At 64.8% G+C, this 22,177-nt stretch carries 20 protein-coding genes; 11 read left to right on the top strand and 9 right to left on the bottom strand.

The genetic code is table 11. The features are described 5' to 3' along the window. Window positions 1–8 precede the first annotated feature (8 nt). Window positions 9–809, top strand: a complete 801-nt coding sequence (locus C5E41_RS22480) for an SAM-dependent methyltransferase (protein WP_258081168.1) — start codon at window positions 9–11, stop codon at window positions 807–809. A gap of 133 nt (window positions 810–942) precedes the next feature. Here C5E41_RS22480 and C5E41_RS22475 read toward each other — a convergent pair whose 3' ends face one another. The 6 genes from C5E41_RS22475 to C5E41_RS22450 form a co-directional block, all read right to left on the bottom strand. Then, a complete protein-coding gene (locus tag C5E41_RS22475; RefSeq protein WP_104377752.1) occupies window positions 943–4,443 on the bottom strand; it encodes a DEAD/DEAH box helicase family protein in 3,501 nt (1,166 codons plus the stop codon). Window positions 4,444–4,457: 14 nt separating this feature from the next. Further along, a complete protein-coding gene (locus C5E41_RS22470) occupies window positions 4,458–5,612 on the bottom strand; it encodes a restriction endonuclease subunit S (protein ID WP_104377751.1) in 1,155 nt (384 codons plus the stop codon). Next, window positions 5,609–7,117: a type I restriction-modification system subunit M gene (locus C5E41_RS22465; protein WP_104377750.1), complete on the bottom strand. Its 1,509-nt coding sequence runs from the start codon at window positions 7,115–7,117 to the stop codon at window positions 5,609–5,611. Before C5E41_RS22465 ends, C5E41_RS22470 begins: the two co-directional genes overlap by 4 nt. Before the next feature lie 108 nt (window positions 7,118–7,225). Further along, window positions 7,226–8,227, bottom strand: a complete 1,002-nt coding sequence (locus tag C5E41_RS22460) for an Rpn family recombination-promoting nuclease/putative transposase (protein ID WP_181063371.1) — start codon at window positions 8,225–8,227, stop codon at window positions 7,226–7,228. Window positions 8,228–8,413: 186 nt separating this feature from the next. Further along, a complete protein-coding gene (locus tag C5E41_RS22455; protein ID WP_104377748.1) occupies window positions 8,414–8,791 on the bottom strand; it encodes a DUF397 domain-containing protein in 378 nt (125 codons plus the stop codon). Between the two features lie 14 nt (window positions 8,792–8,805). Continuing rightward, window positions 8,806–9,669, bottom strand: coding sequence for a Scr1 family TA system antitoxin-like transcriptional regulator (locus tag C5E41_RS22450; protein ID WP_104377747.1), 864 nt, complete (start codon window positions 9,667–9,669; stop codon window positions 8,806–8,808). 408 nt (window positions 9,670–10,077) lie between these two features. Between C5E41_RS22450 and C5E41_RS22445 the strand changes: the two genes are divergently transcribed. The 5 genes from C5E41_RS22445 (at window position 10,078) to C5E41_RS22425 (ending at window position 12,823) form a co-directional block, all read left to right on the top strand. Further along, window positions 10,078–10,272 carry a hypothetical protein gene (locus C5E41_RS22445; RefSeq protein WP_146097642.1) on the top strand — a complete coding sequence of 65 codons (195 nt, stop codon included), beginning with the start codon at window positions 10,078–10,080 and terminating at the stop codon, window positions 10,270–10,272. 169 nt (window positions 10,273–10,441) lie between these two features. Beyond that, window positions 10,442–10,639 (top strand): hypothetical protein, encoded by a 198-nt coding sequence (locus C5E41_RS22440; RefSeq protein WP_104377745.1) that lies wholly within the window; start codon window positions 10,442–10,444, stop codon window positions 10,637–10,639. Window positions 10,640–10,822: 183 nt separating this feature from the next. Next, complete coding sequence (locus tag C5E41_RS22435) at window positions 10,823–11,221, top strand: DUF4254 domain-containing protein (protein ID WP_181063370.1); 399 nt, start codon at window positions 10,823–10,825, stop codon at window positions 11,219–11,221. Between the two features lie 180 nt (window positions 11,222–11,401). Then, window positions 11,402–12,058 (top strand): hypothetical protein, encoded by a 657-nt coding sequence (locus C5E41_RS22430; protein WP_104377743.1) that lies wholly within the window; start codon window positions 11,402–11,404, stop codon window positions 12,056–12,058. A 210-nt stretch (window positions 12,059–12,268) separates the two neighbouring features. Then, window positions 12,269–12,823: a GNAT family N-acetyltransferase gene (locus C5E41_RS22425; RefSeq protein WP_104377779.1), complete on the top strand. Its 555-nt coding sequence runs from the start codon at window positions 12,269–12,271 to the stop codon at window positions 12,821–12,823. A gap of 116 nt (window positions 12,824–12,939) precedes the next feature. Here C5E41_RS22425 and C5E41_RS22420 read toward each other — a convergent pair whose 3' ends face one another. Beyond that, entirely contained in the window at window positions 12,940–13,692 is a 753-nt protein-coding gene (locus C5E41_RS22420; RefSeq protein ID WP_104377742.1) for an ABC transporter permease, read from the bottom strand. A gap of 2 nt (window positions 13,693–13,694) precedes the next feature. Continuing rightward, a complete protein-coding gene (locus C5E41_RS22415) occupies window positions 13,695–14,972 on the bottom strand; it encodes a glycosyltransferase (RefSeq protein WP_104377741.1) in 1,278 nt (425 codons plus the stop codon). Window positions 14,973–15,061: 89 nt separating this feature from the next. Here C5E41_RS22415 and C5E41_RS22410 point away from each other — a divergent pair, with 89 nt between their 5' ends. After that, window positions 15,062–17,650 carry a cytochrome P450 gene (locus C5E41_RS22410; RefSeq protein WP_258081167.1) on the top strand — a complete coding sequence of 863 codons (2,589 nt, stop codon included), beginning with the start codon at window positions 15,062–15,064 and terminating at the stop codon, window positions 17,648–17,650. On the opposite strand, the gene C5E41_RS22405 is transcribed toward C5E41_RS22410, so the two are convergent. Continuing rightward, window positions 17,647–18,159: a mycothiol transferase gene (locus C5E41_RS22405; protein WP_104377740.1), complete on the bottom strand. Its 513-nt coding sequence runs from the start codon at window positions 18,157–18,159 to the stop codon at window positions 17,647–17,649. The two genes, C5E41_RS22410 and C5E41_RS22405, sit on opposite strands and share 4 nt — an antisense overlap. 387 nt (window positions 18,160–18,546) lie before the next feature. Here C5E41_RS22405 and C5E41_RS22400 point away from each other — a divergent pair, with 387 nt between their 5' ends. From C5E41_RS22400 to C5E41_RS22385, 4 genes are all read left to right on the top strand, one after another. Continuing rightward, the gene (locus C5E41_RS22400; RefSeq protein ID WP_181063374.1) at window positions 18,547–19,752 is read left to right on the top strand and encodes a cytochrome P450; all 1,206 of its coding nucleotides are present in this window, start codon (window positions 18,547–18,549) and stop codon (window positions 19,750–19,752) included. A 10-nt stretch (window positions 19,753–19,762) separates the two neighbouring features. After that, on the top strand, window positions 19,763–20,980 hold the full coding sequence (locus tag C5E41_RS22395) for a cytochrome P450 family protein (RefSeq protein ID WP_104377739.1): 1,218 nt from the start codon (window positions 19,763–19,765) through the stop codon (window positions 20,978–20,980). 110 nt (window positions 20,981–21,090) lie between these two features. Further along, entirely contained in the window at window positions 21,091–21,798 is a 708-nt protein-coding gene (locus C5E41_RS22390) for a cyclase family protein (protein ID WP_104377738.1), read from the top strand. Then, complete coding sequence (locus C5E41_RS22385; RefSeq protein ID WP_104377776.1) at window positions 21,738–22,169, top strand: LysR substrate-binding domain-containing protein; 432 nt, start codon at window positions 21,738–21,740, stop codon at window positions 22,167–22,169. The genes C5E41_RS22390 and C5E41_RS22385 overlap by 61 nt, the downstream gene beginning before the upstream one ends. Window positions 22,170–22,177 lie beyond the last annotated feature (8 nt).

The raw sequence follows: 22,177 nt of genomic DNA, 5'->3' as shown, positions 1-22,177 counted from the left end.
GCCCACACGTGGTGGTCGAGAGTCACGAGACGGACGCGACACAGCCCGCGGCCGCCCGCATGTACGACTACTATTTGGGCGGGAAGGACAATTACGCGGTCGACCGCGAAGCCGCCGCCGAGGTCGAGAAGCACTATCCCTCGGTCAGCATCATGGCGCGCACCAACCGCGACTTCATGCATCGATCGGTGCGATGGTTGACCGCCGAGGCAGGAATCGATCAATTTCTCGATATCGGCACCGGCATTCCGACCGAACCGAACCTGCACCAGATCGCGCAGGAAATCATCCCCGACACGCGTGTGGTCTACGTCGACAACGATCCGATCGTTCTCGCGCACGCTCGCGCGCTGCTTACCAGTAGCAATGGGCGCACCGCCTATATCGATGCCGACGTGCGGCGAGTGCACGACATCCTCGACGCCCCGCAACTACGCGAAACGCTGGACCTTTCGCGCCCGGTAGCGCTCACCATGATCGCGCTCATGCATTTCGTCCCTGATACCGCCGGTGCCTACGAGGCGGTCAACACAGTGCTCTCGATGCTGCCGCGCGGCTCCTACCTCGTCATGAGCCAAGCGACCGCCGACTTCGACCCCGTCGCTATCGGCGAGGCCGTCCGGATCTACACGCAACGCGGCCTGACGCCCCAGGTTCGCACCCAGGCCGAATTCTCCCGCTTCTTCGACGGCCTCGAACTCGTCGAACCCGGCGTTGTCCCGCCCCACCGCTGGCGCGCGGGAATCGAGCCACCACAATCCCTGGACGCAGAAGTCAACTTCTACGCGGCGGTCGCCAGAAAGCCGTAGCGGAGCCGCAACGAGTTCAACCGGACTGTCAGTCGGCGGGCGACGTCCTCACGCACGACGCCTGCCGCGCGTGCACGATATCCGTGTCGTCGCCGAAGACGTTCTCCTCGACGGCGACAACGGACCGCACCGCCTATCCGCTCGCCGCCGCGGATTCCGCGGTATTCGGCACGGCCGTCGTGCGAATGTTCTTCACTACCGCCACAATTCGGTCCACATCGTCTTCGGAGAAGATGTCTTCCGGCCCGGTCGGGGCCACCGAGTTGAACGGTGGTTCGTAGAGGGCGCCGACCTCGATCACACCGTTCTTGGTGATGTAGGTGATGAGCAGTTTCAGGAAGTGCAATTGGTTGGCGCTGAGAGTGCGCCCGGCGTGGAACTCCTCGAACGCGGCGGTGGCCGCGGTGGTATCCAGGCCGGTGAGCGTACGGAGGAACAGCCCGAGTCCACCGTATGTGCTGGCGGCATGTTCGATGTCCTCGGCGGTGCCGAAGCCGCTGTCGATGAAGATCTGTTCGAGTTCGCTGAGGTCGGTCGAGGTGATCTGCTTGTTGCGCAACAGTTTCTGCACGGCGAGCACGTCTTCGTGGCTGCGCAGGTAGGTGCGGACCTTGGATTCGAAGCGCGCCATGCCTTTCCCGCCGCCGGCCAGCACCGTCATCTCGACATCGTCGATATCGCCGAGCTGATCCCGGAAGTCTGTGTAGAGCGGATTCTGCGTGCCCTTGGACGGAATCGCCTTGACCAGTCCCCGCAACCGTCGCCGCATCGTTTCCAGCATGGCGGGAGTGACGTCCTCCCACCACGCATCCCCGGCCACGTCCTCGATGAATTCGTGCCGCTGCCGGATGGCGGTGATGTTGTTCAGATCGGGGTCGAGTAGAGCTTGGGCGGTTTCCTGCACTTTCTCCCGCAACCCGTCGTAGCCGGTGTCGGCGGTGAGATGCGCGAGTTGCAGCCGCAGTGCGAGTAGGTCGAACCGTTTCGCCGCGGGGCTCGGATCGTCGTCGCGGAATTGGGTGGGCAGGCCGGCTAGTTTGCCGACCTCGACGCGGACTTCCGGCGTGATGACATCCCAGTTGTCGCGGTCAGAGAATTTCTCGACGTACTGCAGCTCTTTGCGGACCTCCACGTTCTGGGTGTTCATGCTCGCCACCTCGGTGCGGAGGCGTTCGGCCAACTGCCAGCGCACGTCGATCCGGTCGGTGGGCTCAGCGTTCGGAATGTCGGCGGGCCGTGCACCGGGAGCCTCGAGCTGGTCGAGATCGCGCAGCAAGTCGGCGCGGGCGGCGAAGAGCTTTTCGCTGATCGACGGCTGCGTGCGCCCGTCGGCGACGGGCAGGTCCTGGTTGAAGTATTCGACATTCTGGCACAGGTCGAAGATCAGGAATCGCTGCTTGTCCCGGTTCGGCGCGTACAGATCCGGGCAGAGCCGAGTCCCGCGGCCGATCATCTGCCAGTACTTGGTATTGCTGCGCACGGCCTTGGCGAAGACGAGATTCACGACCGCCGGCACATCGAGGCCGGTATCGAGCATGTCGACCGAGACGGCGATATGCGGTGCGCTGTCGGGGTTTTCGAACTTGTCGATGAGGCTCTGGGCGTGGCTCACACTGTGGGTGATCATTTCGATGTAATCGCCCGGCAGGTCGGGATAGAGCACCCGGAACCGTTGCACGATCAGTTCGGCGTGGCGGTTGTTGCGAGCGAAGATGATCGTCTTGCCGATCCGTTCACCGTCGGCGACCTTGTCGCCGTTCTCCATCAGCACCAGCAACATCTGGTCGATGGTGTCGTGGTTGAACAGGAACTGGTTGAGCGCGTGCGCATCCACTTGGTCGGGGATATCGTCGTCGTCGCGCCAGTCCAGATCCTCCCAGTATTCCTTCTCCTCGTCGGAGAGTTCGTCGTAGCGGATACCGGATCGAATGAACTTGAGCGGCACCGCCTTCGCCTGTGGCGGGACCAGCCAGCCGTCGTCGATGGCTTGTTCCAGATCGTAGGAGTCGGTCGGCACGCCCTCTTCGAGGTGGAACAGCCGGTAGGTGTTGCGGTCGATTTCGTTCTTCGGGGTCGCGGTCAAACCGACCAGCAGCGAATCGAAGTGCTCGAAGATCGCACCGTACTTCTGATACACCGAGCGGTGCGCCTCGTCGATGATCACGAGGTCGAAGAATCCGGGACCGAACGGCCGCCGGTTGGCGTCGTCGACCTCGTTGATGAGGTTCAGCATGGTCGGATAGGTGGACACGTAGACGCGGGCGTTGCTGTCCTTGTCGGTGAGCAGGTTCACCGTCGGCGCGCTCGGCAAATGCTGCTTGAACGCATTCGTCGCCTGCGTCACCAGCACCTGCCGGTCGGCCAGGAACAGCACCCGCTTCACCCAACCGGCGCGCATCAGCTGATCGACCAGCGCGATCACGGTACGGGTTTTACCCGTACCCGTCGCCATGACCAGTAGTGCCGCCCGCTGCCGGTCCTTCTCGAACGCTTCGTCGATGCGCTCGATCGCCTGTTTCTGGTAACCGCGGCCGGCGATCGCCTCGTTGATCGGCTCGGTGGTCAGTGGCCGCCGGCCCGCGCGCCGCCGAATGAGCAGCTGCAGTTGCTCTTTGGTATAGAAACCTTGAATCGGCCGGGGCGGATAGTAGGTGTCGTCCCAGATCTGCGTCTCGTAGCCGTTGGTGTAGAAGATGACCGGCCGCTGCCCGTGCTGCTGTTCCAGCGCATCGGCGTACAGCGAGGCTTGGTATTTGCCCGATTCGACACTCTTGGAGGTGCGTTTGGCCTCCACCACCGCGAGCGGCTTGCCGTTGTCGTCCCACAGCACGTAATCGATGCGGCCCTTGCCGGTGCTGTTGCCGCCCGTGGTGGGCATACCGGTCACCGGGTACTCACGGTCGTCGGGCCCGTCGAGCGCCCACCCGGCCTCGAGCAACAGCAGGTCGATCAGCTGGGTGCGGGTTTGCGCCTCGCTGTAGTCGTGATGATCGGGCACCGTGGCATTGGCCGCCTTCGCCGCCTTCACCTGCGCCCGCAGCAGCTTGACCTCGTCGTCGAGCTCTTTGCGGCGCCGGCGCTCGGTGGCCAGCTCCGCCTGCTGCGCGGCGAAATCGTCTGCCATCTGGCGGATTTCGGCCTGCTTCTTACGCCGCACATCCTCCGGCAGCGGCCGCGGAATCAGCGAGGTATCGAACCGCTGCCCGTCGAACGGCTTGCCCTCCTCGGTGCGGGCATAGGTGCGGCCCAGCCAATACAGCACATGGAACAGTTCCGCGACCGTACCCACCGAATCCTGAACGGCGACATCCCCATTGCGATGCACCGCGACATTCCCCCGCCGCCGCACCACATCCATCTTCGTGACGATCACCGACCCCGCCACCTGTACCAGCGTCGGCTCCTTGAGCTTGGCGCTCAAGTCGTCCCGATACGGCGTCCGCAGCGAGGCATCGGCCTGATACAACCAGTTGACAGCCAGCTCCAGCGCCCGCCGCGCGAAAAAGCACGCCACCCGCGGATCCCCCACCGCCGACCGCTCCGCCCGCCGCGCCTCGGCGAACAACTCCGGCCACTCGGCGGCCAGGAAATCGAAGTTGCTCTCGGCGTCGGTACCGTGGTTGTTCTCGGCCACGAAAGTTCCTCCCCTTACATATCTTTCAGTTCATCTTGCCAGAGCTCGCCGCGGAAGGCGCGGGACTGGATGGAAGCGAAGAGGGTGTCGAGTTGGTTGAGGTGTTCCTGGTTACGCACCGTTGCCAACTCGACTCCACGGATGCGCTGCTCGAATAGCTTCTGTTCTTCCATCGGGGGAACAGGAACCGGGAGCTTTCGAATAGGTCCTTGAAACAGGTTCGCTTGGCTCGACGACTTCGCGGATTGCTGCATCTTGTTCTGCAGCTCGGGCGTACGAAGGAGCGCGGAAAGATACGTTGGTGCGACAATCGACGGGTCGGGCCTCACTAGGGCCACGCTGCGGACCAGTGCGATCGGTTCCTGCAGATCGAATGTCGCAACTCGCCCGATTGACCCGGAACAGGAAATGAGTACATCTCCGATTTGCGGATCACACCGCTTACTTATCCGGACGTATTCTTCCTCACCGATATAGTCGACATTACCAATGTCTAGGTACCCATCTCTAATATTGCGCGCGGAGAGCAATTTAATTCCCGACAGCTGCCTTTTCGGTGTTTGATGCTCGCCATCAGTCACCTGCAGCGCTACTTCACCGATGGATGTGACACCATATGATGCCTCAGCCTCTCTCAGGTTGCCAAACATGTCGAGGAAGATGGATTGGGCGAGCTCGTCGAGGAGGGCGATGGACTTCCGCCGCTTCTCCCGCAGCGCATCCACCCGATCCAGCACCTCCGCAATCCGGCGCTGCTCAGCCAGCGGTGGAAGAGGCACGGACACTGACCGGAGAGTTTCGCGAGTGATTTGAGGTTGCGCAGAACCGGTTATCGCTTTTCGAAGATATCCTCTCCGCGCCAAGGTTCGGGCAAGATAATTTAGGTCGACACGAGAGGTGTTCATATCATCCAGAGCCATAGCATTTCCGGTGACATACGAATTAGGTTCGGAAATGTTAATTGCCCCACACGAGGCCCCACGGCAAGTGATAAGCACCGTGGGCTGTGTGTGATTATAACTCGAGTAGTAACCAATCTTCCCATTTGCGCCGTACACCGGAAAACCATCTTCGGTAAGTTCGCCGACGTTAATCGTTGCCCACTGTTTTGGCCTACATATCGAATCTAGCGAGACCACTTCCCAGCTTTCCGGGTACGAGGAATTCATCCCAGCATCCCCTTCAGATCCGACATCCCCTGCTGGATCTCCGCCTCGATCGACTCCAATTCCTCGATGATCTCCAGCGGCGGCCGATGCTCGACTTCCTCGTGAATGATCTCCTTGTACCGATTGAGGCTCAGGTCGTAGTCCTGGGCGGCGATATCTGCCTTCGGCACGCAGAAACTCTGCTCGGTGCGGGCCCGATCGCGCTCGGTGGTGGTGCGCCGGGACCAGCGGGCAAGCACGTCGGGGAGGTTGTTCTTGGCGTGCTCTTCCTCGGTGAGAGTGGCTGTGGCACCGAGCTTTTCGTCGCTCAGCAGCGGATTGCGCTTGTCGTCCAGGCTGAAACCGTCGGCGGCGACGTCGTAGAACCACACCTGATCGGTTTCGTCGTCCTTGGTGAAGAACAGGATCGCCGTGGACACACCGGCGTACGGCTTGAAGACTCCCGACGGGAGTTTCACGACCGCATCGAGGCCATGTTTCTCGACGAGCAGCTTCCGTAAATCCTTGTGCGCCTTGGTGGAACCGAACAGCACACCATCAGGCACGATCACCGCGGCCCGTCCACCCGTCTTGAGCAGACGCAGGAACAGTGCCAGGAACAGCAGCTCCGTCTTCTTCGTCTTCACCACTTGGAGAAGATCTTTCGCGGTGGTTTCGAAGTCGAGACTGCCGGCGAACGGCGGGTTGGCGAGAATCATCGAGTAGCGCCCGGCCTCACCGGCCACCGACTCGGCAAGCGAGTCACGGTAGCGAATATCCGGGTGCTCCACCTGGTGCATCAGCATGTTCATGCTGGCGATCCGCAGCATGGTCGAATCGAAGTCGAATCCGTGAAACATGCTGTGGTGGAAGTGATCCCGTTGCGGCTCGACGAGTAGCGCCTCGCCGTGCGTCCGCTGGACGTACTCGGCCGCACCGACCAGGAAGCCGGCCGTACCACAGGCCGGATCGCAGATCTCGTCGTTCGGCCCCGGCGCCATCATGGCGACCATCAGCTCGATGATGTGGCGCGGCGTCCGGAACTGCCCGTTCTGCCCCGCCGTGGCGATCTTGGACAGCATGTACTCGTACAGATCGCCCTTGACATCGCCGCCTTCGCTCAGCGGCAGCTCGTCGAGCATATCGACGGCCTTCGTCAGCAGGCTCGCGGTCGGGATGGTGAACCGCGCATCCTTCATATGCTCGCCGTAGGTCGACTCCTCACCACCGAGCAGCCGCAACCACGGAAACACGTCATCACGGACCGTCCGCAGCAGCGCCTCCGAGTCCAGATCCCGAAGCCGCGACCACCGCAGGCTCTCGGTGTCAGCGTCGAAGATCGGGTTCTCGACCGGCCGCCCACTGCGATTGGCCTTGCGCTCCTTGAGAATCTGCATGTCGTCGAGCCGCTTGAGGAACATCAGGTAGGTGATCTGCTCGATCACCTCCAGCGGATTGGAGATCCCCCCGGACCAGAACGCATCCCACAGCCGATCGATCCTGCTCCGCAGTTCCCCAGTAATCATGCCGACGAGGTTATCGGAGGCCGGGGACAGGTTTCACCGAACGGCCCCTACGCCCCACCGCCGACCGTTATACGCACCCGACCGGCTCGAGCAATCATGGACGGGTGGTCAGCAAAACACCTGGTCGATCCGCTCGGCCTCGAGGACTCGCGCGCTCCAGGCTTGCAGCTGTTCGATGTTCCCCGCCCGGAGAGTGTCAACGAGATGCTGGGGGACGTGCCCGAACTTCAGGGTGAGCTGTTCGAGCAGGACTGCCACCCGGCCTCGCGCTTCCCCGCGCGCTTCTCCGCGCGCTTCTCCGCGCGCTTCAGCTTCAGCGCTCAGGCGTTCTGCCGTAGTCACGAATGCCTCCTTGGCACGTGGTCCGAGCTGGTCGGCGAACTTTTCGATGTCGGCGGGGTCGGTTTCACCGACACTCATAATGTAAGTGAGCACAAGTTGCATGTCACGCACACCAGCGGGGCGGGAGAGGATGTCCTCGAAGTCCTCGCGCAGCATTTCCAGCACGACGAACATGTCGGTATTTCCAGGGGCGGTTTTGAGGGTTGTGAGCATGATCCGGGTGAGCGTGGTGAGTTCGCGTTCGAACAGGGATGGGATGTCGGTCAGGGTGACGTTGTCGAGGATGTAGCGCAGGCGTGGGATGTAGGCCGCGGCGTCCTCACGGGTGGCTTCGTCGAGATCGATGAGTTCGGCGATGTCCAGGGGCGCCGTCCAGCGGCGTCCGCTGGGGCTCTGGTAGACCACCAAGGGGACGACGGCGGGCAGCGTGCGGGTTTTCGGGTGGTGGCCGATGTGGTGATTCCAGACGCTGACCATGTACTCGAGGATCCGGAAGGCCATCAACGGGTCGGGGCTGCTCTGATGCTCCACCAGCAAATAGATGTAAGCGGGATGACTGTCGATCCGGGTACGGAAGAGCAGATCACCGTAGCGGGGCCGCAGTTCACTGGTAACGAAGCTGGTCGACTGAAGTTCGAGGTGGTCCCAATCCACGTGCGCCGCCAAAGTTTCCGGGAGGACGGCGCGGAGTTCGGATGCGGCGTTGACCGGGCTGGACATGACTTCCCGGAAGAAGGCGTCGTGGTAGTTGGTGGGGTCGGCGGGCACAGACCTCACCGTATCGGTGACTACCGACACGTTCCGAATCCTATTGCGATAACCGGACATTCGTCAGGCAGCAGGGAATTCCGTGGTCAGGATGGCCGGCCTCGGTGATGCCTGACCGGCACGGCGAAGCGGCGTCGAGACACTGGGGCAGGAGCGAACTCGCATCCCCTCCAGCAACTGCCCGTCTCAGGCCGCGGACGGAAACCGATCGAACTCGCGCTTCCTCACGCCGTCGCAGAACGCATCCCACTCGGACGGCGTGTAGGTGAGCGTGATCGAGCCCGCAACAATGGACACCCATCCGTCCTTGCGGTATCCGATCGACGGAAGCCCGTCACCGCCGGCCACACTGCGGTCGAGAACCGCATCGAGGAATCCGCGCCACTTACCGACGGAGACCGCGATGATCGGCTGCGCGGTCGCATCGTTGCGAGGATCGCGCAGGTACTTGCTGTCGCGGATAAGCCAAAACGCACCCGCACGGGCGACTTCCACGCAGCTCGATGACGAGCTGGATCGCGTCGCCTTGAACCATTGGAGACTTGCGGTGGTGCTGGCGTTCATGCTGACGATCCTACTCACGTGCCAAGCTCTACGATCTTGCTGATGAGCTCCAGCGAATCCTCGCGACTGAGCGATTCCTTCTGCAGGTGCCCGAACACGATGGTCATGTTCCGTATGCGCTGTTGATCTTCAACGAGTTCATCGTGAGCCGGTACTTCGCTCCAACCGAGCGTAGGCAGCAACGGCCGAGCGAAGTCGAGGATGTGGAAGGTCGAGCAGCCACGGATGGCTCCGACCGTGCTCGTGAACGGCAGCACACGGAAGTCGATCGTGTCGTGATTCTGCTCGATCATCGAGACCAGATGCCGCAGCTGATTGCCCAAGACTTCCGGGCCGCCGGTTTGCTGACGCAGAGCCGCCTCACTCACGACCACATTCAGCCGAAGCGGGTCCTCGCCGGTAAGGCGTTCCTGCCGTTTCAGCCGGGCCTCAACCCGCTGCTGCACCTCGATCTGCCGGATGAACGCCGTGTCACCGGTGATCAGTGCACGGGCATACTCCTCCGTCTGCAGTAGTCCCGGAATCAGGACGCTCTCGACGGTGCTGATCTCCTCGGCGCCGTATTCCATCCCGAATAGACGCAGCTGCTGCTCGCTGAACAACCCCTCATACTCCGACCACCAGCCACGTTGCCCCGCCAGTCGGCGGGCCTCCACCAGGTCCGCCTGCTCGTCTTCACCGAATCCGAGGAACTGCAGCAGCTCGATCAGCTTGTCTTCCTTCAAGATTCGCTGGTCACGCTCGACCTTCGGCCAGTAGGTAGGCGAAAACTTGAGAGCCTTCGCAATCTGCGGACCGGTTATACCCAGCTCATCTTTCCGCTTCCGGGTTCGGTACGACAGTTCCCAACGAGCTACCACCGGTGACGTCGGTGCCATCGCAGCTGTTCCTCTCCTGTTGTCGGCCAGCGACACCCTATCATTCGGCTGGAATGACAGCTGTCATTATATCTGTTCCACATATGTCCCAGGCAGCTTGACTGCACAGGTCTCGGCAATCTAGCCTCGGCAGTGTCGGCAATCACAACACCAAGCCGGCGACCTCGACCACGGCACACGCGTGCCGAGCGGAAGGTCTCCCGCTTCCACCGATTGCTCATCAGGACTTCAAGCATCCGACCGAGGGGTGATGATGCGATGCAGCTCATTTCAGGTACGGCAGCGACAGATTCGCTCTCGGCCTTGTACGTCGGAAGTTGCGGCGATAGACAGTGGTGGACCGCGCGCTGGTTGCCGGGACGAAGGCTCTCCACGAACGAGGCCGTGATCGGCACGATCGTCGCCGAAATGCTTCTTCAGCGGCCGGCGGGTGGCGCGCAACAGTGGATGGAGATCGGCGAGGGTGCCCGACTACTCGGCCTGAGCATTCGCGACCTCGCAGGATTTCTCGGCGTGGAATACGAGATCCCCGAGGCTCCGAGTACGCCCGACTCCACCGGCTGGCATCGGCGAAAGCCGTTGTGGCTCCCCGGAAGACGTTAGCCGCCGCCGCACAGGCGGCCGAAAGTCACTGCGGCTAATTCACTTCCGATTCGCGATCTGCTCGGCAATCCTGAGCGACCCCCTCCGAAGGAACCCTTATGCTGTCCGATTGCCCGTGCCGCGTTTTACATCGTCTCGCGACTACGGGACCACCACCGAACGAGACGCCGTGAATCCTGATCCGTTGGGGCAGAAGGCATTCGTCCATGCCGATGGCAAGCTCGCCGAGTTCATGTGCCAGGTCCATCTGCTCGGCTTGACCCCTGCACGTGCCCGCGAACTGCGAACGATCCACGAGGCCCACTGCCCGGACGAATGCATCGTCCATCTCGAAGCGGCGTATCTCCTGCTTATCGAGGACAGCTGATACGACGAACGAATTCGGCGCGTCACCAGCCCATTCGGGCGTCACGGACTTCACCGCGAAGCAGCCGACTCTTCATCCGACCAACTCGATCCGCAACTGGAGGCCACCCCGGTGATGGTCAAATTGCCACCGATAGACGAACTTCTGGAAGCATGCAATGGAACGGTTCGACTGAACCATCCCGTGCTTCACGCCGCACGCGAACTGGCAGAACTCCACTCCGCCCGCAGTGCCGCATTACCGGCGGAGACCAGCGCAGTAGGGCGCTCCCGAGCCGAACTCGTCCGGTCGATCGACCGCTGGGTAACGACCCACCTCCCCCAGGCGCGCGGTGCGTCCTACCTTCACACCGAGTCGGTCGGCATGGTCGTCGACCGCATCGCCCACTACCGCAGCGACGCGCACGCCGCACTGAATAACGCTGTGCCCGAACCGGACTGCCACTTCCTCTGGCAACGTCTCGCCGAACTCGCGGTCGGCTACACGGATCTGGCGTTCGAAATCAGCGCCGGTCTCCGCAACGTCCCAGCCCTCACGTATCCGGGCCTTGCCGAATCCGCCGGAGCTACGGAAGTTGTTTGAACTGCCTGACGAGTTCCGTTGCGACAGTGTGGGCACCCCCGCAACTGTCGGCGTGCTCGATGATTCGAAGTATGTCGGCTTTGCGGTCCGCCGACCTCCGTCAGCCGAAACTCCCCGATGGTGTCAGTCTGCTATGGCATCGTCGAGATTCGAGCGCAATGTGGCTGACTTGGAGGGGCGATGGCTCGGATATACCAGCAAATGCGGACCCGTGGGTTTCGCGATGACTACCAAGCGCGCATCTACGACCCGCACATCCGAGAGCTCAACGACTACGTCGACCAGCTGCGCGTTCGGAAGCCGGACGAGTTCGTCCCTCATATCTCCCCGGAGTTCGGCGGATCTACGGCGCGATTGCTTTTGCTGACCCTGTCCCCCGGAGAGCAGACAAGGCTCGACGTGCCCGGCGGCTCGGGCATGCTCTCAGTCGAGAACGCTGATCCGGCGGCTGAGCGGATCGCGGAGGCGCTCGATCACGCGGCGATCGCTCGGGCGGACTGCGTCGGCTGGAATATGTACCCCTGGTACAAAAAGGGGCTGGGTGAGCTGAACGCAAGCGTTCGCGATCCCTATCTGCGCGAAGGCGCGGACCTCCTCATCCACGTGATCGCGCGACTCCCTCATCTGCGGGCCGTCTTCGTATTCGGTCATGGTCCCGAGCGCGGATGGGAGTTCTTCCGCCAGTCCTATCCCAAAACAGCGCGCAGCCTGAAACACTTCTGGCACCGCAGTACCGGGCCCCGTGGTTATGCCGGCTCAACCGAACAGCAGAAGGTATGGCGGCGTCAGCTTTTCGACGAGATGCTCAAGGTCGGCAAGACGATCGGGAAGGGATAACTCGAGGTGATCTTTCGACGATGTCCCACGTAGCTCAGGGCTTCATCGGCCGAGAAGAGAAATGCGACCGCGACCGCGATCACGAGCGGCGCCGAATCCGGGCAGATGGGTGGCCGCACCGGTCGGTCGAGCCGCTTCGGTGGCGGACCTGGGATGGCGCCGCCGATCCACATCGCCCGACCGCTGGCACACCTCTGGCAAACTGGGCGAATGGATGGTGATGCGGTGATCGTGCCCATGGGGCTGGGGCATTTGCGGCAGGTGCTGGATCTGGGGCACGAAGTGTTCGACACCAGCGTCAAGCCCTACACCTCGTGGTCGTTGACGTCGGTGGCCGAACATTTGGATTCGGCGGACAACGCCTGCTGGGTGGCATTGGATTCGGATCGGGTGGTGGGATTCGTGCTCGGGTCCATGGAATTCGAATTGCGGGACGACTGGGGATACCTGGAGTGGATTGCGGTGGCGCCGGATATGCAGGGCCGCGGGCTGGCGCGGCGACTGGTGGATATCTGTTCGAAGGCGCTGTTCGCGCGGGGAGCGCGCCGCATCGTGACCGACGTGGAGCAGAGCAATACCGCCTCGGCCACCCTGATGACCCGCAGCGGATTCAGTCCGGCCGCCTCGGTCACCCTGTTCGTCCGGCCCAATCCCGCTGAGCCGGAACCGGATTCGCAAGCACCGCTGCCGCCGATCGCGCCGGGCGCCAAACGGGCGTTGATCCGGCGGGGCCGCCTCGCGGGCGACAATCGCGGCGCGCACTGAGCCGCACGAGCCGCCTGGTCATTCGACGAGGTGTGGCGCCACGGGGCACACCCGGGAGGTCGCGGCCGCGACGCTGAGACGTTTGACTCGCTGTGGCGCTGAGACCCCGCGGTCCGCTATCGCCGGGAGAGCCGATCGAACACCGCGCTCGCCGCGCCGAAACCGAGCACCCCGAGCCCCGCACACCAGACCAGGGCCAGTGCGGCGCTTCCGCCGGCTCCGCTCGAATTCAACAGACCGCGCACGGTGTCCACCACGGGCGTGGCGGGCTGGTAGTCGGCGAAACCGCGCAACCAGCCGGGCATGGTGGAGGTCTGCACGAACGCGCTGCTGATGTAGGGGATGAACATGATCGCGTAGGTCATCCCGCCGGCCGCCTCGGGATTCTGCGCCACCAGCCCGAGCGCGACCGCGATCCAGCAGATCGCCACCACGAACAGCACGATCATGGCCAGCGCCCCCAGCCAGCCGAGCATATCCGCCCGCGGGCGATAGCCGAGTAGCACGGCCACGGCCGCCGCGATCGCGATGGCGGCGAGATTGCGCGCCACCCCCTCCCCGACATGTCCGGCGAGGATCGCCTGCCGGAACATCGGCAGCGTCCGGAATCGGTCGATACTGCCCCGGGTCATATCCGCGGAGACCGCGGTCGCGGTGATCGACGCACCGAATCCGGTGCACAACAACATGATTCCGGGTACGACGTAGTCGAGATAGGAACCACCGACGTCGATCGCGCCGCCGAAGACATAGGTGAACAGCAGCATCACCAGGATCGGCATGAGCAGCGAGATGATTAGCGTATCGGGGCTGCGCAGGGTATGCCGGGCGCACCGGCGGAACATCACCGCCGAATCCGCGGCGATCATTCTCACCGGCCTGCCGCCTCGACGATATCGGCGGCATGGGCGGCGGCGCCGTCGGTGCGCAAGGTGGCCGCGAATTGCCGTGCGCGGGCACGGCGTTCGGGTTCCAGCACCGCGGTCACGCCGCGAACGAGTCGTTCGGTGGTGAGATCGGTGAAACGCAGATGTGCGCCGAGGCCGAGCCGATCCACCTGCCCGCCCCACATCGGCTGTTCGAACGACACCGAACACACCAGCGTCGGCAGACCGGCCCGCAGACTTTCGAACAACGTGCCGATCCCGCCGTGATGCACCGCGGCCGCGCAGTGCGGGAACACCAGGTCGTGGGCGAACGGGCCGACCACCTTCACCCGCGAATCGCTCTGTGTGGGAGCGGTTTCCATACCGCTCCAGCCCGCACTCACCAATGCTCGCACCCCGAGCCGCCGCGAGACCGCACCGACCATGCCCAAGACGGCGGCGGGATCGCTGATCGGCATACTGCCGAATCCGAAGAAGACCGGCGCCTCCCCCGCCCGCACCCAGGACAGGATGTCGGTGTGGTCGTCGCCGAGTTCGCCCACCGCGTGCCGGGTGTGCTGATCCAGGGTGAGGAAGCCGGTGAACGGGCGCCGACCGTCCCACTGCGCCGGTAGCCCGGGCACCAGCGCCGGATCGTAGATCTGCACCTCGGGGATCCGCCTCCGCGCCAGTACCGCCGCGATACTCGCCCGCGATTTCGGCAGCCCGAGCATGGCGCGCAGATCGTTCAGATAGCGCATGAACACGACTCGCCGCACGTTCTCCGCCACCGCCCACGTCGCGCGATTCACCGGAGCGGGCGGCGCCCAGCTCGCCGGCAGCGCACCCGGAAAGGGATAGGCCCCGTTCGCCCGGGCCGGGTAGTAGTGCAGGCTCACCAGCGGCACATCCATCGCCTCGGCGACCGAGCAGGCCCGGTCCTCGGTGACGGTGCTGGCCACGATGAGGTCGGCGCCCGCGCACACCTCGATCACCTCGCGGTTCATCCGATCGGCATAGTCGGCCATCTGCCGCGCGACGAGCTGCATCAGCCGCAGCGTATTGCCCGTGGCGAGGGCGCGCTGCCCTTCCTCCGAACTGTAGAGCTGCTGCACATCGGGGCCGCAGGCGCGCGCGGCGAGCCCGGCCGAGGTGGCGAAATCGACCAGATTCGGCGGCACGCCCAGCACCACGTCGTGGCCGCGGCGCCGCAATTCCAGTCCCAGGGCCAGCACCGGTTGCACGTCGCCGCGGGTGCCGGTCAGCGGAATGGCGATTCTCATGTCGAGTTATCTCCCCTTTTTCCGAGAGCGCAACACTTTCGGCCGAGAAACCCGATGGGGACACTATGGGATATCGAACCATCGGGCGCGTGGGTAACGTGCCGGGCGTGCACATCGCCATGTTCATGGACTATCACCCGGCGACACTGGGCGGGGTGCAGACCGCGGTGGCGGCACTGCGCCGCGGCCTCGAACGCGCGGGGCACCGAGTGACATTGTTCGTGGCGCCACTGTCGGGCACCCTGTCGCAGACTGCGGAAGCCGACGACGGGGTGATCGAACTGGCTCCCCTGGCCGGCGCGGTAGTGAACGGCTTCCCGATGGTGCTGCCCACCGCACGCAACGCCGCACTGATCGACGCCGCCTTCGCCGCCCGCGGCCCGATCGATCTGGTCCACACCCACACCACCTACGGTGTCGCGATCTCGGGAATGAAAGCCGCACGACGGCACCGGATTCCGCTCGTGCACACGGCGCAGAGCCGCGACGACGCCTTTATCGAACACACCGCACCGGCGCCCTACCTCTCCGCGCTGGCGCTGCGAATCCTGCACGGCCGCTTCGTCACCCATCCCGCACGGATGCCGCGTGGCGCGCAGAGCCAGGCGGCTCGCCATGCGTGGCACACCATCGTGGGTCAGGCGCAGGGCGCCGACCGGGTCATCGCACCGACCCGCCATTTCGCGAATCTGCTGCTCGACCACGGCCTCACCCGGCCGATCCGGGTCGTGTCCAACGGCGTCGACGACGCACTCGTCGACAACCGGCACCCGGTCGAGCGCGCCGCCGAAGGCCCGCTGCGGTTGATCTGGTGCGGCCGGCTTTCCGCGGAGAAACGACTGCTCGAATCGATCGACGCGGTGCGGCGCATCCCGGACTGCACCCTCGACGTGTACGGCGAGGGGGAACTGTTCGAACGCGCCGCCGCGGTTGTCGCCGAACACGGCCTCGCGGACCGAATCACCCTGCACGGCAGGGTTTCTCAGGAGCAATGCCTCGATACCATGGCCGCCGCGGACGCCCTGCTGTTTCCGTCGTGGGGTTTCGACACCCAAGGCATGGTGCTGCTCGAGGCGATCGCAACCGGGCTGCCCGTGCTGTACTGCGACCCGGACCTGGACGAATCCGTCCCGGCGGGCGGCGGTCTGCGCGCCGACGACGCCTCCCCCGCGGCCCTGGCGAATGCGATCGACCTGCTGGTGACAGATCGCGGCGAGCTGCTCGCGATGCGTGCCGAGATGGCCAGGCATCGGGATTCGGTGCGACAGTCCGGCCGCATCGACGCGATCGTCGAGGTCTACCGGCAGGCACGGGTCGATACCGAGCCCGCCGCGCAGCCGCCGGTGCCGCAACGGCTCTCCGAGGTCCCCACCGCGCCCGGCGCCCTGCCGTTGATCGGCCACAGCCTGCGCGCCCTGCGCGACGCACCGGGTTTCGTAACCTCGCTCGCCGACCTCGGCCCGATCGTGCGGATCCGGTTCGGCCGCAAGACCGGCTATGTGCTCACCACTGCGGAGCTGGTACGCGAGGTCGGCCTCGGCGACGCGGAATTGAATCGCGACGACCTGCGGGAAGCGATCGCCGATGTGGCGGGCGGTTCGGTGAACGTGCTGCGCGGCGCCGAACACAAACTGCGCCGGCGCATGATCGCGCCCGCACTGCGGCAGAGCCGGCTCGCCGAATATACGGTCACCGCGGCCGGATTGGCCGATATCTGGTCGGCCGCACTGCCCGCCGGTGGCCGGGTCGACCTGATGGACGAGGCGCATGGACTGATCCTCGACACCGTGTCCTCGACCCTGTTCACCGCCGAATTCAGCGAGGCGGCCCGCCGCCGGATTCGCGACAACGTGCCGTGGCTGCTGAGCCAGGTCATTCTGCGCACCGCGCTGCCGCCGCAGATCCGCCGCCTGCGGGTGATTTCGAATCGACGCTGGCAGCGCAAGGCGCACCATCTGCGTGCCGCGATCGGCGCCGCGATCGCCGAGTACCGCCGCCGCGACGAGGATTTCAACGACGTGGTGTCGGCCTTGATCCGCCATACCGATCCCGAGACCGGCGCGCGACTGTCGGACGACCACATCATCGACGAGGCCATCCTGATGCTGGCCGGTGGGGTGGGGTCGATGGCCTCGCTCACCGGCTGGCTGTGGCACGAGGTGATGCGGCGTCCTGATATCGCCGAGCGAATACGAGCCGAACTCGACGAGGTGGTGGGCGCCGGCCCGGTGCTCGCGGAACATATCGCCGAGCTCACCTACTTGAAACAGGTTGTCTCGGAAACTCTTCGGTTCTGGGGGCCGTGGATCAGCGCCGGTAACGCGTCCGGGCCGGTGACAGTCGGCGGACTCACCATTCCCGACGGCACCGCCATCATGTTCAGCCCGTATCTGATCCAGCACGACCCGCGCCACTTCCCGAATCCCGAGGCCTTCGATCCCGACCGCTGGTCGCCGGGCCGCACCGGCGAGATCGACAAGCAGGCGAACCTGTCCTTCGGTGTCGGTCGCCGGCGCTGCCTGGGCGATCACTTCGCGCTGTTGGAGATCACGCTCGCCTCGGCGGCGCTGCTGTCGCGGTGGCGGCCCGAGCCGGACCCGGCCTACGTCGTGCGGGCCTCGAACCGCGACTTCGTCCTCTCCCCCTCCGCGATTCCGGTGACCCTGCACCGGCGCTAGCGACGGCGCAGCAGCACCCCGCGGATGAACGCCGCCTGCCCGGAATGCTGGATATCGTCGTCGACCACGCTGATGAGCCGCACGCCGAGGGTCACGGGCGGATCCCAGCGGGTGTCGACGATCCGCGGCAGGTCGGCATCGGTGAGGGTCCGGACGTACTCGACGGTGCGGTCGTGGACGGCGTCGTGATAGCCCAGCAGCAACTCGGCGGGGACACCGTCGAGGGCCGCCACCGCGTCCGGACCATCGCCGTACCCGGTGGCGGATTCGTCGAAGGGAAGATCGAAGCGGCGAGCCCAGCCGGCCGCCGTCCACACCTGTTCGGTGCCGGCCACGTCGGCGACATGATCGTCCTGCACGCGGGTCAGATGCCAGATCAGCCAGGCGATGGAATTGGCCCCCGGATCCAGCCGCGCGGCCAGTTCCTGCTGGGTGAGCCCGGCGACCGCGCCGTGCACGTTCTCCTTGATCCGCCCGAAGGCGTCTACCAGCAGATCGGTGCTCGTCATGCTGGTATGCAAGCACATCGCACCGACAGTTCGGCGGAACCGGTGTGAATATGCCCGCTCACAGGGTGTTTCACCGTGATGCACCGGCCCGGTCCGCCTCGGCGTACCGAGAGTGGAAGACCGACAGAGAGTTCGGCACGTTCCTGCTACCCTGGTCGACAGTCCGGTTACGGATGTCCGGCCGGGCGGCTGATCAAGCCTCTTGTCCTACAACAGATGTGGGGTGACGCTGTAGGACCATACCGACAGGTAGGACCATACCGACAGCGGAATTCTTCGTCGCGCTCGACAGTTTATCCTCTGGAGTCACATCTTTTGACCACACCACGTTCTGCACTGTCCGCACTGCCCGGCGCGGGCGGTCCCGCCACCTGCCCGATCCAGCACATGGGCTCCCCGGTCGACACCGACGGCCCTCGAATTCTGCTGGACACACCGGAATTCGCCGCCGATCCACACGCCAAGTATCGGGAGATGCGCCGGCGCTACGGTTCGCTGGTGCCGATCGAGTTGTCTCCCGGCGTCCCGGCCACGCTGGTGATCGGCTACCACACCGCGTTGCGGATCCTCAACGATCCCGACCACTTCCCCGCCGACCCGCGGGCGTGGCAGGACACGGTTCCCGAGGACTGCCCGGTGCGGCCGATGATGCAGTGGTATCCGAACGCGCTGCGTAACGCGGGCAACGTCCACCTGCGCTACCGGCAGGCCTATACGGCGGCCGTCGACGGCATCGACCTGCACGCGCTGCACAGCACGGTGGAGAAGATCGCGATCCCGCTGATCAACAGCTTCTGCGAGGCCGGATCAGCGGATCTGGTGTCGCAGTACGCCTTCCCGCTGGTCTTCGAATCGCTGAATCGCATGGTGGGATGTTCGACCGAGCTGGGTCAGCGAGTGGCCACCGGTATGGCGGCGCTGTTCGACACCGTGAACGCGGCGTGGGGTATGGAACATCTGAGCCAGGCGCTGATGGAGCTGATCCACCTGCGCCGCGCCGAACCCGGCGACGACGTCACCTCGCGGCTGGCCCACCACCCGGCCAACCTCAGCGACGAGGAGATGCTTTACAACCTGATCAGCTTCTACGGTGCGGGCATCGAGCCCCAGCAGAACTTGATCGCCAACACCCTGCTGCTGATGATCACCGACGACCGGTTCGGCGGCATGCTCGGCGGCAGTCTGTCCACCCGCGACGCGCTGGACGAGGTGTTGTTCAAGGATCCGCCGATGGCGAACTTCTCGATCAGCTACCCGCGCCAGCCCATCCTGATCGACAACGCCTGGCTGCCCGCGCATCAGCCGGTCGTCATCAGCCTGTCCGCGTGCAACAACGATCCGGTCATCGCCGGCGGCGACCGCACCGGCAACCGCTCGCATCTGGCCTGGAGCGCCGGACCGCACGCCTGCCCGGCCCGTTCGGTGGCCTACCTGGTGGTGCAGGACGCGATCGACCAATTGCTCGACGCACTGCCGGAGATCCGCCTAGCCATCGAGCCGAGCGAAATCACCTGGCGCCCCGGCCCGTTCCACCGTGCGATGGCAGCGCTGCCGGTCGCCTTCCCCGCATCTCCTCCGTTGAATTTGGTGTAAGGAGCTTCCGATGAAGCAGGAACCACTGGTGCTCGATCTGACCGGCGCCGATATCCACGCCGAGAACGAGCGCATCCGGGAACGTGGTCCCGTGGCGCTGGTAGAGTTGCCGGGCGGGGTGCCGGCCTGGTCGGTGACCGATGCGGTCGTGCTGAAGAATCTGTTGTCGGATCCACGAGTGTCGAAGGATCCGCGACGGCACTGGTCGGCCTATATCAACGGTGACATCAACGAGTCCTGGCCGCTGCAACCGTGGGTGGCGGCGCAGAACATGTTCACCGCCTACGGCACCGAGCATCGGCGACTGCGCAAACTGGTCGCCCCGGCGTTCACGCACCGCCGCACCACCGCGATGCGCCCGCGGATCGAGGCGATCGTGGCGGATCTGCTCGAGCGGTTGAGCGCGACCGCGCCCGGGGAGGTCGTGGACCTGCGCCCGAACTACGCCTATCCGGTGCCGATCCGGGTGATCAGCGAACTGCTGGGGGTGCCCGACCATCTGGACTCGGCCATCCACGCCTGTGTCGACGGCTTCTTCGACACCTCGTTCACACCGGAACAGGCGCAGGCGAACTTCATCGAAATGGGCCGTCTGATCGGTGAATTGGTGGCGTTCCGCCGGGAGAACCCGGGCGACGACATCACCAGTGTGCTGATCACGACCCGGAATGAGGACGGCGCCCAGCTCTCGGAGACCGAACTCGTCGACACCCTGATGCTGGTGATCAACGCCGGCCACGAGACCACGCTCAACCTGATCGATCAGGCCATCGTGGCATTGCTCAGCCATCCGGAGCAGCGCGCCGATGTGGTCGAGGGCCGAGTGCCGTGGGCGGAGCTGGTGGAGGAGACGCTGCGCTATCAGGCGCCGGTCGCGCACTTGCCGTTGCGGTATGCCGTCGAGGACATCGAGGTCGGCGACATCCGGATTCCGAAGGGTGAGGCGATCCTCGCCTCCTACGGCGCGGCCTGCCGCGACCCGAAGGTGCACGGCGAGACCACCGCCGAGTTCGACGTGCATCGGGCGAACAAGGAACATCTCGCCTTCGGCCACGGTGCGCACCACTGCCTGGGCGCTCCCCTGGCACGGATGCAGGCCTCGATCGCGCTGCCGGCGCTCTTCGAGCGCTTCCCCGATCTGCGGCTGGCGGTCGATCCGTCCGAGCTGAAGCCGCTGGGCAGTTTCATCTCCAACGGGCACATCTCGGTTCCGGTATACCTGCGATAGTTCCGCCGGTTCCGCGTCGCCACAGATCGGTGCCGGCGCGGAACCGCTTGCCGGGAGATCTCGTGCGGACAGCGTAGGACAGGGGCAGTGCCACACAGGGAGGCGAACCGATGGCGTATTCGGCCGTGCGGAACCTGTCGCATCCACTGTCCGCCGAGGTCGTATCGGTGTTCCCCGGCGATCCCGCGCCGCGGATCGACACCATCGCCACACTCGACGAACACGGCTTCCATCTGCAGGCGGTCACCGTCGGCGAACACACCGGAACCCATTGGGGCGCACCGGCCCACTTCACCGCCGGTGCGGCGACGGCCGATCGGCTCGACCCCGAGGATTTCGTCCTGCCCGGCGTCCGGATCGATATCAGCGCGCAGGCCGAACGCGACCGCGATTACGCGGTGACGGTCGACGATCTGCTCGAATGGCAGGAACGGCACGGCCCCTTCCCCGCCGAGGCCGCCGTCCTCCTGCGCACCGGCTGGGAAAGATACTGGGGCACCGACGCTTTCGCTTCGATGGATGCGCAGGGCCGGATGCATCACCCCGGTTTCTCGGTGGCGGCGGTGCAGTGGCTGCTCGACCACGGCGTACTCGGCCGACGCGGCGCCCTCGGCACCGATGCCTTCAGCCCCGATGTCGGCATCGACGACACCTTCCGGGTATCGAAGCTGTTGTACCGCGAACACCGCCTCAGCCTCGAAATCCTCGCCCACCTGGGGGATCTGCCGGACCGGGACTTCACCGTCGTCGTGGGCGGATTCGTCACCGAGAGCGGCTCGGGGTCACCGGCGTCGATATACGCGTTGATCGGGTCCTGAATCGCCGGTGGTGGGTCACGGCCCCGAGTCGCCGGGCTTCTCGGCGGTGTCACTCACCGCAGCGGTTCGAGAACTCGCTCCACCAGGGCGGTGTCGCCAGTCCTCGGCTGCTCACCGCGGTAGCGCGCGGCCGGCTGGACCTGGCCGTCATCACCGAAACCGGCACGCTCGCCGACGATGTGGAGGTGGAATTGCTGCTCGACGATCCGCTGCTGGTCGCGGTCGCGCCCAGCCACCGGCTGGCCGGGCGGATCAGTGCGGCGCCGGCGGAATTTCGTGGCGAGCGCTGGTTCGCGGGCAGCACCGAGCACGGCAGCAAGGAGCGCAACAACGGCGAGCGCCGGGTGGCGGCAGCACCGACGCGCCGCTGACTCTCCCC

Origin of the sequence: Nocardia nova, from assembly GCF_002933465.1 — a bacterium.
Classification (GTDB): Bacteria; Actinomycetota; Actinomycetes; order Mycobacteriales; family Mycobacteriaceae; genus Nocardia; species Nocardia nova_B.
This window is presented reverse-complemented; position numbering and strand designations above follow the sequence as displayed.

Excerpts from the sequence above, each read along its gene's own strand:
- C5E41_RS22470 (WP_104377751.1), bottom strand. The coding sequence starts at position 5,612 with ATGAATTCCTCGTACCCGGAAAGCTGGGAAGTGGTCTCGCTAGATTCG.
- C5E41_RS22465 (WP_104377750.1), bottom strand. The coding sequence starts at position 7,117 with ATGATTACTGGGGAACTGCGGAGCAGGATCGATCGGCTGTGGGATGCG.
- C5E41_RS22455 (WP_104377748.1), bottom strand. The coding sequence starts at position 8,791 with ATGAACGCCAGCACCACCGCAAGTCTCCAATGGTTCAAGGCGACGCGA.
- C5E41_RS22450 (WP_104377747.1), bottom strand. The coding sequence starts at position 9,669 with ATGGCACCGACGTCACCGGTGGTAGCTCGTTGGGAACTGTCGTACCGA.
- C5E41_RS22445 (WP_146097642.1), top strand. The coding sequence starts at position 10,078 with ATGCTTCTTCAGCGGCCGGCGGGTGGCGCGCAACAGTGGATGGAGATC.
- C5E41_RS22430 (WP_104377743.1), top strand. The coding sequence starts at position 11,402 with ATGGCTCGGATATACCAGCAAATGCGGACCCGTGGGTTTCGCGATGAC.
- C5E41_RS22425 (WP_104377779.1), top strand. The coding sequence starts at position 12,269 with ATGGATGGTGATGCGGTGATCGTGCCCATGGGGCTGGGGCATTTGCGG.
- C5E41_RS22420 (WP_104377742.1), bottom strand. The coding sequence starts at position 13,692 with ATGATCGCCGCGGATTCGGCGGTGATGTTCCGCCGGTGCGCCCGGCAT.
- C5E41_RS22415 (WP_104377741.1), bottom strand. The coding sequence starts at position 14,972 with ATGAGAATCGCCATTCCGCTGACCGGCACCCGCGGCGACGTGCAACCG.
- C5E41_RS22405 (WP_104377740.1), bottom strand. The coding sequence starts at position 18,159 with ATGACGAGCACCGATCTGCTGGTAGACGCCTTCGGGCGGATCAAGGAG.
- C5E41_RS22400 (WP_181063374.1), top strand. The coding sequence starts at position 18,547 with ATGGGCTCCCCGGTCGACACCGACGGCCCTCGAATTCTGCTGGACACA.
- C5E41_RS22395 (WP_104377739.1), top strand. The coding sequence starts at position 19,763 with ATGAAGCAGGAACCACTGGTGCTCGATCTGACCGGCGCCGATATCCAC.
- C5E41_RS22390 (WP_104377738.1), top strand. The coding sequence starts at position 21,091 with ATGGCGTATTCGGCCGTGCGGAACCTGTCGCATCCACTGTCCGCCGAG.